This is a genomic window from Bifidobacterium boum (assembly GCF_000741535.1).
Classification (GTDB): Bacteria; Actinomycetota; Actinomycetes; order Actinomycetales; family Bifidobacteriaceae; genus Bifidobacterium; species Bifidobacterium boum.
Map to the genome: position 1 here is coordinate 67,274 of NZ_JGYQ01000015.1, position 17,313 is coordinate 84,586.

Annotated in this window: 14 protein-coding genes; 8 read left to right on the forward strand and 6 right to left on the reverse strand. The window is 60.5% G+C overall.

Translation table 11 applies throughout. The features are described 5' to 3' along the window. Positions 1 to 79 precede the first annotated feature (79 nt). The 4 genes from thiS to BBOU_RS05125 all read left to right on the forward strand — a co-directional run bounded on the left by thiS (position 80) and on the right by BBOU_RS05125 (position 3,882). Positions 80 to 331 (forward strand): sulfur carrier protein ThiS, encoded by a 252-nt coding sequence (thiS, locus tag BBOU_RS05110; protein ID WP_238552062.1) that lies wholly within the window; start codon positions 80 to 82, stop codon positions 329 to 331. A gap of 110 nt (positions 332 to 441) precedes the next feature. Beyond that, the gene (gene thiF / locus BBOU_RS05115; protein ID WP_033490234.1) at positions 442 to 1,155 is read left to right on the forward strand and encodes a sulfur carrier protein ThiS adenylyltransferase ThiF; all 714 of its coding nucleotides are present in this window, start codon (positions 442 to 444) and stop codon (positions 1,153 to 1,155) included. A 90-nt stretch (positions 1,156 to 1,245) separates the two neighbouring features. Further along, on the forward strand, positions 1,246 to 2,148 hold the full coding sequence (locus tag BBOU_RS05120) for a thiazole synthase (RefSeq protein ID WP_081815536.1): 903 nt from the start codon (positions 1,246 to 1,248) through the stop codon (positions 2,146 to 2,148). A gap of 567 nt (positions 2,149 to 2,715) precedes the next feature. Next, positions 2,716 to 3,882, forward strand: coding sequence for an ATP-binding protein (locus BBOU_RS05125; RefSeq protein ID WP_026503103.1), 1,167 nt, complete (start codon positions 2,716 to 2,718; stop codon positions 3,880 to 3,882). Positions 3,883 to 3,999: 117 nt separating this feature from the next. On the opposite strand, the gene BBOU_RS05130 is transcribed toward BBOU_RS05125, so the two are convergent. Both BBOU_RS05130 and BBOU_RS05135 read right to left on the reverse strand, forming a co-directional pair. After that, complete coding sequence (locus BBOU_RS05130) at positions 4,000 to 5,682, reverse strand: amino acid permease (protein WP_238552063.1); 1,683 nt, start codon at positions 5,680 to 5,682, stop codon at positions 4,000 to 4,002. A gap of 494 nt (positions 5,683 to 6,176) precedes the next feature. Beyond that, entirely contained in the window at positions 6,177 to 6,467 is a 291-nt protein-coding gene (locus BBOU_RS05135) for a DivIVA domain-containing protein (protein WP_026503102.1), read from the reverse strand. 196 nt (positions 6,468 to 6,663) lie between these two features. On the opposite strand from BBOU_RS05135, the gene BBOU_RS05140 reads away from it, so the two are divergent. Next, on the forward strand, positions 6,664 to 7,386 hold the full coding sequence (locus BBOU_RS05140; protein ID WP_152595608.1) for a helix-turn-helix domain-containing protein: 723 nt from the start codon (positions 6,664 to 6,666) through the stop codon (positions 7,384 to 7,386). Between the two features lie 321 nt (positions 7,387 to 7,707). Here the strand turns inward: BBOU_RS05140 and BBOU_RS05150 are convergent, their stop codons facing one another. Then, positions 7,708 to 9,513 carry a glycoside hydrolase family 13 protein gene (locus tag BBOU_RS05150; RefSeq protein ID WP_026503099.1) on the reverse strand — a complete coding sequence of 602 codons (1,806 nt, stop codon included), beginning with the start codon at positions 9,511 to 9,513 and terminating at the stop codon, positions 7,708 to 7,710. A gap of 304 nt (positions 9,514 to 9,817) precedes the next feature. Between BBOU_RS05150 and BBOU_RS05155 the strand changes: the two genes are divergently transcribed. Then, complete coding sequence (locus BBOU_RS05155) at positions 9,818 to 10,879, forward strand: LacI family DNA-binding transcriptional regulator (protein WP_026503098.1); 1,062 nt, start codon at positions 9,818 to 9,820, stop codon at positions 10,877 to 10,879. Positions 10,880 to 11,045: 166 nt separating this feature from the next. Here the strand turns inward: BBOU_RS05155 and BBOU_RS05160 are convergent, their stop codons facing one another. After that, on the reverse strand, positions 11,046 to 12,821 hold the full coding sequence (locus BBOU_RS05160) for a cation:proton antiporter (protein WP_238552065.1): 1,776 nt from the start codon (positions 12,819 to 12,821) through the stop codon (positions 11,046 to 11,048). 50 nt (positions 12,822 to 12,871) lie between these two features. Here BBOU_RS05160 and BBOU_RS05165 point away from each other — a divergent pair, with 50 nt between their 5' ends. Continuing rightward, on the forward strand, positions 12,872 to 14,374 hold the full coding sequence (locus BBOU_RS05165) for an amino acid permease (RefSeq protein ID WP_051616815.1): 1,503 nt from the start codon (positions 12,872 to 12,874) through the stop codon (positions 14,372 to 14,374). Positions 14,375 to 14,568: 194 nt separating this feature from the next. Here BBOU_RS05165 and BBOU_RS05170 read toward each other — a convergent pair whose 3' ends face one another. Both BBOU_RS05170 and BBOU_RS05175 read right to left on the reverse strand, forming a co-directional pair. Continuing rightward, entirely contained in the window at positions 14,569 to 16,308 is a 1,740-nt protein-coding gene (locus tag BBOU_RS05170; protein WP_051616814.1) for a hypothetical protein, read from the reverse strand. Then, complete coding sequence (locus tag BBOU_RS05175) at positions 16,305 to 17,129, reverse strand: ABC transporter ATP-binding protein (RefSeq protein ID WP_420885354.1); 825 nt, start codon at positions 17,127 to 17,129, stop codon at positions 16,305 to 16,307. Before BBOU_RS05175 ends, BBOU_RS05170 begins: the two co-directional genes overlap by 4 nt. Here BBOU_RS05175 and BBOU_RS09290 point away from each other — a divergent pair. Next, positions 17,086 to 17,307 carry a hypothetical protein gene (locus BBOU_RS09290; protein WP_162176999.1) on the forward strand — a complete coding sequence of 74 codons (222 nt, stop codon included), beginning with the start codon at positions 17,086 to 17,088 and terminating at the stop codon, positions 17,305 to 17,307. The genes BBOU_RS05175 and BBOU_RS09290 overlap by 44 nt on opposite strands. Positions 17,308 to 17,313 lie beyond the last annotated feature (6 nt).

Here is a 17,313-nt window from a genome sequence, read left to right on the forward strand (position 1 = left end):
CGCACCGCCCAATAGGTACGATTTCTTCACTGACCCGTTTTTGTTTGTCCGGCCACGCTCGACCGGCAGCAGGTGACACATGGTCGCCGCCTCACCGGCAACCAGCATGGGCGGACAGCACGACGGGAGGATTATCATGATCGTCAACGGACAGCGCGAGACGCTGGAGGCGCCAATCAGTGTCACAGAGCTCATCGAAGAACGCGGGCTTCGCCCCGAACGCGTGGCCGTCGAGCTCAACGGCGACATCGTGCCACGCAACAAACGCAGCGAAGTCATGCTGCACGACGGCGACACCGTCGAAATCGTCACTTTCGTGCAGGGCGGCTGAGCCCAGCCTGCGGCGGCAGGCCCGCCACACAGCAGCCTTGGCATATTCACCGAAGAATCAATACACTTCACCAATCACTATTACATCCATTTCAACCACCAGAGCACACTATGACATTCGCACCCTCAGCAACCCCCGAACAGACCGCCGCACGACAGCAAGCCTTCGACAGCCTGCCCGACCCGACCACACTCGTCAGCCGCGAAGAAATCCGCGCAGCACTGCTCGACCGCCATACCGCCGCCACACAAGACAAGCTTGACGCCGCGCGCGTGGCAATCTGTGGGCTCGGCGGACTCGGATCGACCATCGCTGTCGCACTGACGCGCATCGGCGTCGGGCATCTGCACCTGATCGACTTCGACCGCGTGGACATGACCAACCTCAACCGCCAGCAGTACTTCCTCAAGGATCTCGGCCAGTACAAAACCGAGGCACTGCGAGCGAACCTCAAACAAATCAACCCGTTCACCGACATCACCATCGACACCGTGAAAGTCACCGATGAGAACGTGCCGACCCTGTTCGAGCATGAGGACATCATCTGCGAGGCGTTCGACGTGCCGGAAAACAAAACCATGCTCGTCAACGCGGTGCTCGAAAGCCTGCCGGACAAGAAACTCGTGTCCGCCAGCGGTATGGCGGGCTACCGCAGCTCGAACCTCGTACACACCAAGCGGGTGTCCAGGAACTTCTACTTCTGCGGCGACGGGGAGACCGCACCCAAGCCGGGAGCCGGGCTGATGGCGCCGCGCGTCGGCGTGGTCGCCTGCCACGAAGCCAACATGATCACCCGGCTGATCCTCGGCGAAGAAGACGCCTGATACGCAAGCCGGGTGTGCGCCAGCCGGTTCGCCGCCGACAACACACACCCGACACCACACCAATACCACATCACACACAGGAGCACACTCATGAGCACTACTGACACCGGTGCAACAGCACAAGACAACGCCGAACCCAGCCTCGACGAACTGGTCGGTACCGCAACCAACACCGCGATCCTGCCCGAACCGGACGCACACGCCTACGACACGATCGCCACCGGCGAATCCGACCCGCTGATCCTCGGCGGGCACAAGTTCACCAGCCGGTTCATCTTGGGATCAGGACGGTACGACCTGAACCTCATCAAAGCGACCATCGAGAACGCGGGCACGCAAATCGTCACCATGGCGTTGCGCCGCTGCCGCACCACCGACAACAATCTGCTCGACTACATTCCCAAAGGCATCACCATGCTGCCGAACACGTCCGGCGCGCGCAACGCGAAAGACGCGGTCCGCATCGCACGGCTCGCCCGCGAAGTATGCCAGACGGATTTCGTGAAAATCGAAATCGAACACGAGACCAAATACCTGCTGCCTGACAATCGCGAAACCATCAAAGCCACGGAAATCCTGGCGAACGAAGGCTTCGTCGTCATGCCGTACATGTTCCCCGATCCGATTGCCGCACGGCAGCTCGAAGAGGCGGGCGCCGCGTGCGTCATGCCGCTCGGCTCGCTGATCGGCTCGAATAAGGGCCTGCGGATGCGTGATTTCATCGAGGTGATCATCGCCAATGCCCATGTGCCGGTGATTATCGACGCCGGCATCGGACGGCCAAGCCAAGCGGCGGAAGCCATGGAAATGGGTGCCGACGCCGTGATGGCGTACACGGCGATTGCAAGTGCCGGCAATATTCCGTTGATGGCACGGGCGTTCAAGCATGCGATCGAGGCGGGGCGCGAAGCGTATCTGTCCGGGCTGGGCACCGTGACCGAGGGGCATGCCGTGCCGTCGAGCCCGACGAATGCGGCGGATTACCTGCACTGAGACGCGCCGGCGAGTCCGGGCGCTAAGAGCTTCCATACCTGTGATTTCAGCGTCGATGTCACAGGTATGGAGGGTTTCCCAAGGCATTCCCCGATGATGTGCACCCCCCATGGGCTGCGGAGGGTGGCGAATTCCAAGGGTCTTGGCCTCACTACCCTCCGCAGTCGCCAGCGAACCGCGTCACACCGTGGATTCCGACAGCAGATTCACACAGTATGGAAAAGCAACCAACCCGCCTGCAGTCACCGTCCGGCAGGCAGCCAGACCAAAACCGCGGGATTCCAACGATTCACGCCACCACACAACCTCCGAACCAAGCGAATCCCCCGGTATCCTTTCCGCACCATGGATTTCACGCACTGATTTGCATCCCACGGAAGCTGATGATGGCGGCGACCCGACGGCCACGTCAAAACCAGAGTCACCGGATTCCAGCACCATCACCCAGCGTTATGCAAATCGCAGGTTAGGATTTATGCAAATCATGGGTTAGCGTTTATGTAAATCATGGGTTAGGATGGGAACGACATCAGCAAACAGCAGTAATACCAAGGCAGGAGGGCTGTCATGATCAATAGGATGCTCGAAGCAAAACTCCTCTCATTGGCCGCCCAATTCCCGGTCGTCACCGTCACCGGGCCAAGGCAAAGCGGGAAATCAACGCTTGTGCAACACGCGTTCCCCGGCTACCGTTACGTCTCGCTCGAAGACGAGGACATGCGGGGCATCGCCCACGACGACCCAAGGATGTTCCTCGAACGGTTCGACAACCATGTCATCTTCGATGAAGTCCAGCGGGTCCCCGAACTCTTCTCATATATGCAGGGCGTCATCGACCGTATGGATGCGCCCGGGCAGTATATTCTCTCCGGCTCACAGAATTTCCTGCTGTTGAAAAGCATCTCGCAATCATTGGCAGGCAGGGTCGCCATACTGCACCTTCTACCCCTCTCCTACAGCGAGCTGGAAGAAACCGAGCACCGCCCTGCGAGCATCAATGAATTCCTGTTCAACGGCGGCTATCCGAGGCTGCATGTCAGGCACATCGCACCGAGTGATTTCTTCCCCAATTACATCAGCACGTATATCGACCGTGACGTGCGCCTCGAACTCGGTGTGCGGAAAATCGCAGAATTCAACACATTCGTGTCACTCTGCGCGACTCGCATAGGGGAAGTCCTGAACCTCGAAAGCCTTGCCAACGATTGCGACATCAGTGTTGACACCGCGCGCAGCTGGCTCTCCGTGCTCGAATCCAGTTTCATCGCGTTCCGTTTGCATCCTTATCACAAGAATTACGGCAAGCGCCTGATCAAGGCCCCAAAGCTGTATTTCTATGACACCGGTCTCGCGGCGAATCTCCTCGGCATCGAATCTGTCGATCAGCTCATCGAGAGCCAATACCGCGGCAGTCTTTTCGAAAACGCGGCCGTCCTGGAAATCATCAAAAACGCGCAGGCGCTCGGACAAGAACCAAGGCTGTTCTTCTGGCGCGACAGCAATCAAAAAGAGGTTGATTTCATCACCGAGCGCGGCGGACGCCCACAATACGCGATCGAGGTGAAATCCTCATCGACATACCGTCCGCGGGCATTCAAGAATCTCGAAGACATCGCCCCGCTTATGGGAGTCGACGAACAGCACCGGTTCCTAGTGTATGCCGGCGAAGAATCATTTCCCACGAAACATGGGAAAGTATTGTCCTTCAGCGATTTGGGCACGCTTGCGCAATAAAGGAATCGCGGGGAACAGTATCGACACGACAATTCGGGCGGTGGGGCGTCCCAGACAATTCGGACGCCCCACCATCCCGCGGTTTACCGGTGCACCCGCAGGCCGCGCCGCGACGGCCTACTGCAGCGCCTGCTCAAGGTCGCGGTTCTGGTAGCGTTCGTGCAGCAGACAGTACCCGCCAAACACCAGCAGCCACACCAATCCGGCAACCGCCGGGCCACGCGTATCGGCAGCCAGGAACAACGTCACATACACGAACACAAAGAATACAATCGCAAGCGCATCAGTGAACCGGTAGGCGGGCATGAGGAAGCCATCCGCAATGAAGTCGGGTGAGCGGCGATAACGTTCATGCGCAATCATCGTCAAAATGTAGATGAAAATGATCACCGCGCTGGAGGCACTGGCAAACAGCACGAACGCACTGGACATCTTCGGGAACGCGTTGATGATCGGCGACAAGAGAATCAGCGCCGCCGAAACGAGAATCGCACGGGCGGGCACACGACGGCTTGACACGACGCCGAGCTTGTTGAGCTGCGGGGACGGCGAATCCACGGCGAGCTGATACAAGTGGCGTCCCGCCGAGTAGAGCAGCGAGTTGAGCGCGCTGGACGCGGCGGTGATGACGACGAAGAACACCAGTGCGGCAGCCCAGTCGAGGCCCGCGTAGCGGAACACCATGATGAACGGCGAGGCGAAGGAGCCGTCGGCGTTGGGTTTGAAGCTGCGCCACGGCACAATGACCATAATCGCCACCAAGGCGCCCACATAGAAGATGAGCACGCGCACGATAATCTCGTTGATCGCCTTCGGCAGGACTTTGCGCGGGTTCTGGGTTTCCGAGACGGTGACACCGACGAATTCAATCATTTCGTATGCGAAGAACACCATCTGGAAGCTCATGAGGAAAGCCATCCAGCCGTTGGGGGCGAAGGAGAAGCCGTTCCACAGGTTGTCGAAGCCGGCGTGACCTGCGGGGCTGACGCCATCAGATCCGGCAATATGGACGGCAGGGTAATGGTAGCCGACAACCATCATGACGATGGCTGTGACAATCATCGCGACGATCAACGTGATCTTGATCATCGAGAACCAGAATTCCGCCTCGCCGAACGCTTTGACGGCAATCAAGTTGATGGTGGTAAGCGCGGCGAGGAAGCACAGCTCGATCAGCCATTTCCACGCACCCAGCTCGATACCGAAAGTGCGGAAGAACGTGACGAAATACGTGCTGACCGCGGTGATTTCGGTCATGCCGATGAGCACAAGGACGATCCAATACGACCAGCCAGCGAATTTGCCCCAGCCACGACCGAGATAGCGGTCGATGAAGTTGATGAAGGTATGCTGACTGGGATCGCGATACATCATTTCGCCGATCGCGCGCATCAGCAGGAACATAATCGCGCCGACCGCGATATACACGAGGATGATGCTCGGGCCGGTAAGCGCAATGGACTTGCCGGAACCGAGGAACAGGCCGGTGCCGATCGTGCCACCGATGGCGATGAATTGCACGTGGCGGTTGGTCAGGCCGCGTTCCATCTGATTGTTTTTATCGAGACTTTCGACGGATGCGGCGGTTGCGCGCCCTGGCGCGGCCCCCGGACGCCTTGGTGCGGCGGATGTGCCGGATGTCTTGGACGAGACGGATGAAACGGAAGCAACGGATGCGAAACGGGAGGCGTCACGGGATTCGGCGGCAGGCGTGATGTCCGGCGTTGTGCTCGGCGTGACGCCGGACGTGGCACCGGGCGTCTGACCGCCCGTGATATCGGAATGTTCAGAAAAAGTCATAATGTTCCCTACCCTACTCCTGTCCAACGGCAACCATACGCGCAACGATGCGCAACGGCGAATAATCGCATATACAACGGCAAGCGCGCCATCGTGCATCATTACGCAAGACCTATCCCCCAATCCGGCTGCAACGATAGCCACAACCGTACGTGTACGCGAATAGTTGTGAAGCGGACCCCATATTCCGTACACATGGCCCGGTTTCCCGGGAAAACCGGAATCGGTACCAGCCACAGGAAGGAGCCCTCCCATGAAAAACGGGACGTTCACACCCGAGGAACGCGAACGACTCTCCCGCCTCGGCGCGGTCCTCGAAGTAAGGGCCAGGCAGATTGTCTACTCGCCCGAATTCAAAAAGGAATGCATGAGACGCTACCGTGCCGGGGAACGCCCCGGCGTCATCTTCGCGTCCGCGGGCATCCCACGCCGAGGACCACGGCGCCATACGGTACAGCAGACGATCGGTCAAGCCCCATCCTCGGCCAGTTCCATCAGCGATATCGGTAGTTTTCGTAGAACGCCAGCGTCTCTCTGGCTTCTTCTATGAACGCGTCAACACTTTCCTTGTTGTACGTCTCTCTGAAGCGCGCGACCGGCAGCTGGGAGGGAACGAGCGCATCGGAGGTCACCGTCACATCCTCGGGGTGGTGCGCCTCCCATGCAGCAAGCGACTCGGCGATCTTGTCAAGCAGGGAATCGACGTCATCGATCCTGTATCCCTCCTTGAAGAAGGTGAGTTTGAAAACCTGATTGTGGACTTTCTCGGCTGTGAGCGTGTCCATGATCGCCTTTCTCCTGGTTCCGCGGGCAATTATCCACCATGATACCCATTACAGGTAGCGGCAAGGCAGCGGCGATAGTCAAAACTATATGTGTAGGCGAATAGTTTTGACTATCGCTCCGCCCAATCCAGAAATCTTGTGGCCCGAATATCATATATTCTTCCGGAATCGGTATGATTATGTATATACTATGGTTGTGAAGCAGGTACAAACGGACGGGACATTCGTCACCGTAGCCCAAGCGGCCTCACGCCTTGGCATCAGCCCCAGGCGCGTCCGTGCGCTGGCAGAACAGGGCACACTCAGCGTCGCCGACATCGCGCAACGCAGCCTGCTTATCAGCAATGAATCAGTGCTTGCATACAGGGCACGCCCCAGGTCGGCAGGCCGCCCACTGTCCTCACGCATGGCTTTTGCCGCGTTGTACCTCATCGTGGGACTTCCCGCAACGTGGATCACCCCGCAAGAACGGTATCGGATTCGCACCATGCTGAAGTTAACGGATGCGCGCCGCTTGTCTGAAGCCGTGCGAAAGCGCGCAACCCGGACCTGTTTCTGGGCACACCATTCAGATATCCAAGCAATCCGACGGTACATCACTCCATCGGGATGCACCGACCAGACCGCCCCAAGATTCCAGCTGGAACCCCCATCCATCCTGGAAGGCTACGTTTCGACAGAAACCAGTGCATTCCTGATGAAACGCACGTTCATTCGCGAAAACACCTCCCCTACTACATTGATCATGCACACCGCCAATTTCCTTCCCCCTCATGGCCAAGAAATGCCTCTGAGCGTCTGCGCCGCAGACCTGGCGCAATCCCCCGACCCGAGGGAAAGCAACGCCGGCCTCGACATGCTTGACTCACTGTTGCACGATTTCAACAGAAAGGACAACCATGCCGTTGCCGTCAGTTGACATACCACATTCCACGCCGTGGAAAACCGTATTCGGCCTTGCACAGCTCACCGATGACCCGCATACATGGATGCTGACAGGCGGTCTGATACGGCCTGTCGTGATTGCCGACATGTATCACCGGCGATTGTTCATCTTCATGCAACCCATGTACACCTGCGCGATGCGACCAAGCAATCACACCACAACCAGATACCGCCCGGGTTCCACAGCCAATTGCGGCAGAAGCTCTGACAATACGGCGGCAGGAGAGCAACGGCGGCTGCCGGCCGGAGGGATGCCCCTACATGGACATCGCACCGGCCAGCAATGAAAGCGCTGTCAGTCCTCCCGCAGACGCAGCCACGCCGTGGTATCCTGCGGCAACCGACCGTCGGCGCACAGCTCGCCGGAAGTGAGCAGCACCTCCCCCGCCGGCAATGCGACCGGTTCCGCGCCGAAATTGGTGACGCTCGCCCAGCCGTTGGACCGGCGGTAGGCGATTACGCCGCCATGCTGGCCGTCAGCGCCATCCGGCAGGCTGGACGGACGATCTTCGTCCAGCCAAGTAAGCGACGTATCGGCCGGCATCAGCTCATGACGCAACGCCAACGCCCTGCGATACAGGGTGAGCATCGAATCGGGCTGTGCGCTCTCACGGTCGGCAGCGAAATCAGCGAACCATGCGGGCTGCGGCAAATGCGCGGGCTCCGACGGCTGCCCCGCTTGATCGGCGGGCACGCCGGCGCCTTCGACTTTCACGCGGGGCGAGAAGCCGAACGACCCCTCGACCCCATCGGCGGCGACCCACGGCAGAGGAACGCGGCACCCATCGCGGCCCTTGTCCTTGGCTGCACGTTCACTGTTGCGCGCGGTCGGATCCTCAAGCTTGTCCCACGGGATGTCCGCAACCTCGAACAGGCCGAGCTCCTCACCCTGATACAGGTATGCCGAACCGGGCAACGCGAGTTCCATCAGAATCGCAGCCCGCGCGCGACGCGTGCCGACTTCACGATTCTCGTGATAACTGGTGCCGTCGCGCAACAGCCAGTCATGCGCAAGCTGATGGTGCCTCAGGCTCGGCACCTGCGGCAAGGCGTAACGACTGGCGTGACGCGGCACATCATGATTGCTCATCACCCACGTGGCCGTCGATCCGGAGCGACGCGCCGCTTCCAAGCCCTCCTCAATCGCCTGGTGCATATCGTCGCGCACCCAGTTCTTCTTCGCGAACTCGAAGTTGAACACCTGGCCGAGCTCATCATCAGACGCGTACAGATACTGCCTCGCCGGATTGACCCACGCCTCTGCCACGGCGAATGCCGGCGGATCATACTCGTTGAAAACCTTGCGCCACTGCCGGTAGATCTGGTGCACATCATCGCGATCGTACAGCGGATTGCTGCCATCAGCCGGCAAACTCGGCGGAGTGACGCTCCAATCATTGAGATCCGGACGGTCGAGATCCTTGCACAAACCGTGAGCGACGTCGACACGGAAGCCATCAGCGCCGTGGTCAAGCCAAAAACGCAGGGTCTTGATGAAGTCAGCCTGCACATCCGGGTTCTTCCAGTTCCAGTCGGGCTGTTCCACGGTAAACAGGTGCAGATACCACTGGCCGTCAGGCACGCGCGTCCACGCGGGACCGCCGAAATGGGACACCCAGTCGGTGGGCGGCAGTTCACCGTGTTCGCCGCGACCGTCACGGAAAATGTACCGATCCCGCTCGGGCGATCCAGGGCCGGCAGCAAGAGCGGCTTTGAACCACGGATGCAAGTTGGAGGAATGATTGGGAACGATGTCAACGACGATTTTGATACCCGCCGCGTGCGCGGTTTGAGCGAGTTTGTCGAAATCGTCCATCGTGCCGAGTTTCGGGTCGACATTGCGGTAATCGTCCACGTCATATCCGCCGTCGGCGAGCTGACTCGGGTAGAAGGGACTGAGCCAAATCGCGTCAACACCCAGTTGCTTCAGGTAGTCGACGCGACTGGTGACGCCTGCGATATCGCCGAGACCGGAACCGGTGGTGTCTTTGAACGAGCGCGGATACACCTGATAGACCACCGCCTGATGCCACCATGCCGCCGCGGCACGATCCGAGGCCGCGGATTCCTGGGCGCTCTGTGGGGACTTGTGCTCTGCCATGCGCGTTCCTTTCCTGTGTTTCCTATGGTTGTTGCGACGCCTGTGCGTCTCGCCCCGCTTGCGTCATTGCCGCGATTACGGTTGGGAATCGTGACGATGACAGCGGTTACACCAGCCGGACGCTATGTCTAGCGCGCCGGCCCTGACGCCGATGCTTCGTTGTCATCCTTGATGTACCATTCTGTTGTATCGTCGATGATAGCGCTTTCATGAAGAACCTACAAGCATCGAAAATCAATCAGCGTGTTGCCGCATGTTCCAACGGTTTCGATACTATGGAAGCGGTCAACAAACAAGGAGTACCATGGCAAGGGCGACAATCAGCGACGTTGCAGCAGCGGCAGGCGTATCACAAGCCACCGTATCCCGCGCGCTCAGGGGCAGCACAAACGTGAGCCCGGCAACCCGGGCGAAAGTCGAGCAAGCGGCAGAATCACTGAACTTCACCCTGTCGAAAAGCGCATCAACCTTGGCATCCGGCCGAACCATGCGCGTGCTGCTGCTCGTCTCCGGCCCGCTGAACACATGGTTCAACGCATCCGTCCTACAAGGCGTATACAACGTGCTCGCGCCAGAAGGCTACGACGTCATCCCGTCCTTCGTCCTCAACCGCAGCCAACTCGACCGCTTCTTCCGCAACCTGCCACGCGACCGCAACGCCGACGCCATCATCATCACCTCCTTCAAATTCGACACGACACTGCACGACCAGCTCTCGGCGCTCGGCATGCCCGTGGTCGGGCTGAACTCGCCATCCACCGCAGGATTCGACGCATCCATCGGCATCGATAACGCCTCAGCCATCGCCTCAGGCGTGCACCTGCTGCGATCGCTGGGGCATCAGCGCATCGCCTTCGTACACAATTACATTCCCCACGACATGGTCTATGGCACGTCGACGCGCGCCGCCGCATTCCGCGCAGCGGCTGCAGACGCCGGGTACGCCGAACACGATGCCATCATGATCGAAGCCGACCAGCGTGATGCGGCGACGGCGACACCGGGCACCACTGAAGCGAGCGCCACAACCGCCGCGCATATTGTGGCGCGACTGCTCTCCTGTAATCGACACCCGACCGGCATCATGGGAGAGACCGACGAGTTTACGATTCCGGTATACAAGGAGCTGCTGCGGCAGCATATCGCGGCGCCGCGCGATTTCTCCATCATGGGGTTCGATGACGCCCCGATTTCCCGCGCGCTCGATTTGACGACCCTGCACCAAGATCCCGCGGCGTTGGGCAGCGCCGCAGCACGTAAAGTATTGGCGTTGTTGCGCGGCGAGACCATCAGGCATGTGCACGCACTCGTACCGGCGACGCTGGTGCTGCGCGACACCACTGGCCGCGCGCCGGCAGGGCGGTAGCGCGGAGGCGCAGACGGTGCGGACGACGGCGGACGGTAATAGTCGCGAGCGCAGCCGTCAGACTGAGTCGTGCGAGCCGCGTTGTGCGGGGATTCACTCACACACACCTACGGCATATAAACAGTCCCTACGAGCGACGGGAAAAGCACCCGAGCCCATACGCCCGTCAGTTCGCGGCATCCCCCAATTTGCTGGACGCACTGCCGGTCGCACCACCGGACTCACCGCCAGCCGCAGCATAACCAGCCTCACCATTACCCGCCGCACCAGCATCCGCGCACGCAGCACCATCCCCGGCAGCCCGCTTCCGCGCCTGACGCCAACGCTTCACCGTATCCTCCCGATACTCCTGCGCAGTCGCCGGATCAATGCCCAGCTCGCGCAAGCACCGGTCACGTTCTCGCTCGGCGCGCTGCACCAGTTCCGCACGCAATTTCGCATCCGCGGCACTCGCAGCCGGCGGCAGCGTGTCCATGCGCGCAACGAACACATCCATCCGCTCCGCATGGCGCAGCAGATGCGCCATCTCAAGATGCTCATGCAGAATCTGCCGGTATTCATGCGGGTCATGCGCAATCTCACCGATTGCGGTCACCGGGTGCACATCCGCCACACGATAGGTCAGCCCTGCAAGCAGCGGCATCAGGAACACCGTCACCGCACCGGCGGCAACCAGCGTGGAGGCGGTCATCTGCTGCATCGTACCCGCCTTGACGGCAACGGTGGTCACCGCCACAATCAACGGCAGCGCGGTCGCGCAGTACACGGCGACAGTCACACGATGATGCGACGACATCGGGTTCGCCTTACGGTCCAGCGACATGGCGATGTACACAGGCACCGCGCGAATCAGCATCAGCATGACGATGAACACAATCAGCAATCCAGGATTGCCGCCGACAGCGCGCAGGTCAATCGCCGCCCCTGATACGACAAAGAAAATCGGGATGAAGAAGCCGTATGAAATGCCGTCAAGCCGCGTCTCCAAGGTTTGCGACCCTTCCGGAATCACATACCGCAGGATGAATCCCGCGGCGAAGGCGCCCAATACCACATCAAGATCGAAAATCGCGGACACCGTCACCAGCGTGATGAGCAGCAGCACCGTCACCCGCATGAGCACCTGCTCGGAAATGTTCGAATGCTTGGTCACAAGCCGGTAGAACCGGTTACCCGCCTTGCGCGCTTTCGCCGGCACGAGCGCCGCGACCACGCAAATCGCGGCGAACACGGCGAGTGTGAGGAAAGTCTGCCATTGCGAGCGCGTAGACAGCAGCACCGCCATCATCAGCACCGGGCACAGTTCACCCCACGTGCCGTAGGCGACCACCGCATTGCCGACCGGAGTGCCCTCAAGGTCGCGCTCTTTGAGGATCGGCATCAGCGTGCCGAGCGCAGTCGTGGTGAGCGTGATCACTGCCGCCATGCCGGTCATATCATGCTGCTTGAAGTACGGTACGCCCATAATCACTGCAAACGCGAGCACAAAGGTCGCCGCCCACGTGGCGAGCCCCACGCGCCCCTGATGCCCGCTCAATTGCTTGGGATCGATCTCGTAGCCGGCAAGCAGGAACAGGAACGCGAGCCCCAGCTCGCTGAGCAGTTCCACCGAGTCGCTCACCTGGATGATACCGAACATATGCGGCCCCAACAGCGCTCCGGCAAGCAGCAACAGCACGGTCTGCGGCACAGGTTTGCCGGGGATGATCTGCACGATGACTGGGCACAGCACCGCCACAAGCATGATGATGGTGAGCGAAACAAGATCGACGGTCATACCGCCATTATCGTCGCTTCGGCGGAAAACCGGCGATTTGCGCCAGTAGACAACGATGGTGCGGCGTCGCGACAGCGTGATAGTCGAGCATCGGCACGCCACCGGAGCCTTGGACGAATCCCCGCCAACCCTGTACGGCAGCGCTACAATGTCACTGTTCGTCACGTGCACCAACGTCGACAGGCGTGCGTTCAGAGAGGACAGCAGAGAACAGTATGAGCAATCAGAATACTGAGACACCACAAGCCAAGCCGGACGGGGACAACCAACCGCCGAGCCTGCATAAATCATTGAAAAACCGGCATATCCAGCTTATTGCGTTGGGTGGAGCCATCGGCACGGGTCTGTTTTACGGGTCGAGTGAATCCATCAGCCTTGCGGGACCGAGCATTCTGCTCGCATATGTTATCGGCGGTCTCGCGATTTTCCTGATTGTGCGCGCGATGTCTGAAATGAGCGTCGAGGAGCCGAAAGCCGGGGCGTTCAGCTATTACGCGACCCGCTACTGGTCGAAGCGTGCGGGCTTCGTATCTGGTTGGAATTACTGGTTCAATTACATTCTTGTGTCGATGGTCGAGCTTGCGGTGGTCGGCTCGTTCGTGAACTACTGGTTCCCCGGCATTCCGCAATGGGCGTCGGCAGCGTTCTTCCTGGTGCTGATCACCGCGATGAACCTAATGGGCGTCGCGAAGTTCGGCGAGTTTGAATTCTGGTTCGCCATCATCAAAATCACCGCCGTATTGGCGATGATTGTGGGCGGACTCGCGGTAATCATCATGGGGATTCCCGGAGTGTCCGGCGTGCGCGCGTCCTTCGCGAACTGGTTCACCATCGGCGGCGGATTTATGCCGCACGGTCTGCTGTCCCGCGGCCATGACGGCCAGTGGACCGGTCTGCTGATGGCCTTGTGCGTGGTGATGTTCAGCTTCGGCGGCACTGAGCTGATCGGCGTGACCGCAGGCGAGGCGGAGGATCCGCGCACCACCATCCCGAAGGCGACGAATGGCGTGATCTGGCGCATTCTGGTCTTTTATGTCGCCGCGCTCGGCGTGATCATGGCGGTGGTGCCGTGGAACACGATTGACGGCAAATCCAGCCCGTTCGTGCAGATTTTCGATTCCGTGGGCGTGCACGCGGCCGCCGGCATCCTCAACTTCGTGTGCCTGACCGCGGTGATGAGCGTGTACAATTCCGGTCTCTACTCGAATTCACGCATGCTGTATTCGCTGGCGAAGCAGGGCAACGCGCCCGCGTATCTCGGCCGGCTGAACAAGCGTGGCGTGCCGGCAGCGGCGGTGCTGACCTCGGCTGCGATCACGGTGATCGCCGTGGTCGTGGTGTTCCTGTGGCCGCAGTTCGCGTTCAACTATCTGATGAGTATCGCCACGATTGCCGCGGTCATCAACTGGTCGATGATCATGCTCACCGAAATGCATTTCCGCAAAGCCGTCGCCGCCGGGGACGGGCCGAACGAGCTCGCCGGGCGCAGCGGGCATGAGGCGCTGGATGCGATTCATTTCAAGCTGCCGCTCGCCAAAGTCACGCCGTGGCTGGTGCTCGCGTTCATGGCGCTCGTCGTCGTGCTCATGTGCTTCTCCCCCAGCTACCGTGTGGCCGTCATCATCGGCCCTATCTGGCTGGCCATACTGCTGGTCGCCTACCAGCTGACCGCTTCCCGCAAGAACGCAGGCGCCGCCGCGAGCGCGACGCAAGCCTGAGCCTGAGCGGTCTGGCTCCCCCAGACCGCCGTCTGCTGCTTCTGCCGACGCTTACGACCTCGTCAGCGTCGGCAGAAGGCGAGAGATACGTACCGGTGCGACACCCCGACCGATACCACAAACTGGCTACGCTGGCGATGCTCCCGGCGTAACCAGTTTTGTATATGGGAAGGCGGCAACAGGCCGGCTGCGGCTTACTGCAGCGACGCGAAATCGCGCAGTGTCGCGAGCACTTTCAGCTGCCGCTCGTCCAACACAATACCGCCGAGCCACGTGCCCAGCGCCAGCACGCCGACACCATTGAGCAACGCCGTCACCGCGATAGCCCATAGCAGCTGCAAATCATTGACTCCGGCCGAACCCAATGCCGCCATCACCACAGCCGTGGGCAGCATCAGCAGCACGGATCCTATCATCTGCACCAACGGGAACAGCATCTGCGTGGCGGCGCGACCTTGGGGCGTGGAGAACGGGCGGTCAGGCGGGGCGATCGGGTACATGAGTACCGGGGAGATGACTTCCGCAACCCCGAGGGCGTTGAACCCTAAGCCCAGGCCGATTCCCCAGAACGCCAATGATTCCGACCATCCATTAAGGCTTTCCCACGAGCCGGAAATCAGCGCGCATGCCACGGAGAGAACGGTCAGATACGCGGTGACGATCAGGACATGCACACCTACGCGCCCCTTACGATCTTCGATGCCATGCACGCCGCTGATCACTTCAAGCGTGAATCCGAGCCCGTCGTAGGCGACTCCATCGCCTTCCAGCGCGACCAGCATCAGCCCGCCGATCGCGACGGACACCCACACCATGTCACGGGAACCGTCAGGCTCAAGCAGCATCACCAGCATGATGAGCACTGGTGCGGCGTACATGACCAGTTGCCGCGGATCCTTACGCAGGTAGGTGGCGAGACGAGCCGCAATCGCACCGGATTTCGTATCGGGCACGGACTCGAAGATACCGATGCCTTGACGCACGTGTACCTGTTCCCCGGCACCCCCGCGGACACGCTGCCGGTTCAGGCACCACAGGGATACGCGATAGCACAAGGCTACGGTTATCGCGGCGATGATGAGACGTGCTACAAGCAATCCCCACGCCCCGTCTGCCGCGTCAAACGGCAGGGCGAATATCGTGCCGAACGGCGTCCACCCGACAATCGTGGCGTATTTCGCGTATGCCACTTCACTTGTTCCCGAACCGACCAGCAGGCTGGGCAGCTGGCAGGCAAGGATGAATACCGGCATGCTGATGATGTAGATTCGGCCGCGTGCCCGGCGCGAATCGGCCAGCGCGGAAAACAGTGCGATCATCGCTTTCGATAACGCCAGCATCACTACGATGGCGATGGGTGCAGCGAGCAGCGCCACGACAACCACCACACCCCCTGCCCGCCGGTATGCCGAAGCGAAGGCGAGCAGCGCCAATGTCCCCGATATCGCGGGGATACCGCACAGGCCGGCGGCGAACAGGCCGCGGGTCAGTTTCCGGTCCGGGATGCCGAACAGTTCGAATTTACGCGGGTCCATGGCGCTGGCCTGTCCGACGTACATCAGCTGAATCAGCAGCACGGCGAGGATGGCACCGGCACCGCCCAGCACAACACCGGTATGGAGCGTGTTCCAGGCTGACGCTCCGACGGTCATATCCGGCCTGGCACCGAGGGCTATACCCCCGCTTATGGCCGCGGCGATGAGGCCCAGCGCGCCGATTACGGCGATGATCATTGCGACTATGCGCTGTGGTGAGTGGCGTAGCGCGGCGATGGTCAGGGTCCAGCGCAAGCGGATGAGCAGCAAGGCGACACTAGTTGTTGTGCGGTTCCCGTTCGTGCGGTTCGTGCGGTCACCTGCGGCAGGCGCGATGCTTGCGGACACGGATGCGGGCGTTGCAGGCGTCGTGTCGCTGTCAGGAGCGGTTCCGGTCATCGGGCGCCTCCGTTCAGCCAGCCGATGTGCGCCGCATCGTGCCGTCCGCCAACCAGTTCGAGGAACCGGTCTTCGAGGTCTTCACCGGCTGCAACTTGTTCGACGGTTCCTGCCGCGCATACGACGCCACGGTTGATGATGGCGACGTGCGTGCACATTTTTTCGACGAGCGCCATCACATGGGAGGAAATGATGACTGTTCCGCCGGTGGCGACGTATTCGATGAGGATGTCTTTGAGGTTGGCGCTAGACACCGGATCGACCGATTCGAAGGGCTCGTCGAGTACCAGGATGCGCGGGCTGTGGATCATCGCGCAGGCGAGGCAGATTTTCTTGGTCATGCCGGCGGAATAGTCGGCGACCATAATGTTTTCAGCGGCGGTGAGGTCGAAGGCCCGCAGGAGGTCGCCCGCCCGTTGCATCGCCTGGGTGCGTGGCATGCCACGCAACATGCCGCAGTAGATCAGCAGTTGCAGGCCTGTAAGCCTGTCGAAGATCTGTTCGGGCTGGGGCATGACGCCGATGACACGTTTTGCGGCGTTGACGTCAGTCCACACGTCGTTGCCGAGGATCACGGCCATGCCGCCGTCCGGTTTGAGCAGGCCGGTCACCATGTTGAGAGTGGTGGTTTTTCCGGCGCCGTTCGGACCGACCAGACCGTAGAAGGATCCGACGGGGATATCGAGTGAAAGCCCGTTGACGGCGATGTTGTCTCCGAAGCGTTTCATCAGACCGCGGATGGATACGGCGGCGGTGAGATCAGGCGGAACCGGCATCATGGGTGACGGCGGCATCGGCTGTGTTTGCGGCATCACTGGCATCGGTTGCACCGGCGGCATCGGCTGCATTGATGGCTGCTGGTTGGCGGTTTGTGGCATCGTTACCATCGGCGTCCCGGACTGGCGGGAACCCGCCGATGAAAAATGGGCAGGATTTCCCGCTGTGTCTAGACTCATGCGTTCAGGCTATCACGCCATCGCCATGAACGGCACACCTTAATCGGTT

Excerpts from the sequence above, each read along its gene's own strand:
- BBOU_RS05150 (WP_026503099.1), bottom strand. The coding sequence starts at position 9,513 with ATGGCAGAGCACAAGTCCCCACAGAGCGCCCAGGAATCCGCGGCCTCG.
- BBOU_RS05175 (WP_420885354.1), bottom strand. The coding sequence starts at position 17,129 with ATGCCAGTGATGCCGCAAACACAGCCGATGCCGCCGTCACCCATGATG.
- BBOU_RS05135 (WP_026503102.1), bottom strand. The coding sequence starts at position 6,467 with ATGGACACGCTCACAGCCGAGAAAGTCCACAATCAGGTTTTCAAACTC.
- BBOU_RS05120 (WP_081815536.1), top strand. The coding sequence starts at position 1,246 with ATGAGCACTACTGACACCGGTGCAACAGCACAAGACAACGCCGAACCC.
- BBOU_RS05165 (WP_051616815.1), top strand. The coding sequence starts at position 12,872 with ATGAGCAATCAGAATACTGAGACACCACAAGCCAAGCCGGACGGGGAC.
- thiS (WP_238552062.1), top strand. The coding sequence starts at position 80 with ATGGTCGCCGCCTCACCGGCAACCAGCATGGGCGGACAGCACGACGGG.
- thiF (WP_033490234.1), top strand. The coding sequence starts at position 442 with ATGACATTCGCACCCTCAGCAACCCCCGAACAGACCGCCGCACGACAG.
- BBOU_RS05155 (WP_026503098.1), top strand. The coding sequence starts at position 9,818 with ATGGCAAGGGCGACAATCAGCGACGTTGCAGCAGCGGCAGGCGTATCA.
- BBOU_RS05125 (WP_026503103.1), top strand. The coding sequence starts at position 2,716 with ATGATCAATAGGATGCTCGAAGCAAAACTCCTCTCATTGGCCGCCCAA.
- BBOU_RS09290 (WP_162176999.1), top strand. The coding sequence starts at position 17,086 with ATGGGTGACGGCGGCATCGGCTGTGTTTGCGGCATCACTGGCATCGGT.
- BBOU_RS05130 (WP_238552063.1), bottom strand. The coding sequence starts at position 5,682 with ATGACTTTTTCTGAACATTCCGATATCACGGGCGGTCAGACGCCCGGT.
- BBOU_RS05170 (WP_051616814.1), bottom strand. The coding sequence starts at position 16,308 with ATGACCGGAACCGCTCCTGACAGCGACACGACGCCTGCAACGCCCGCA.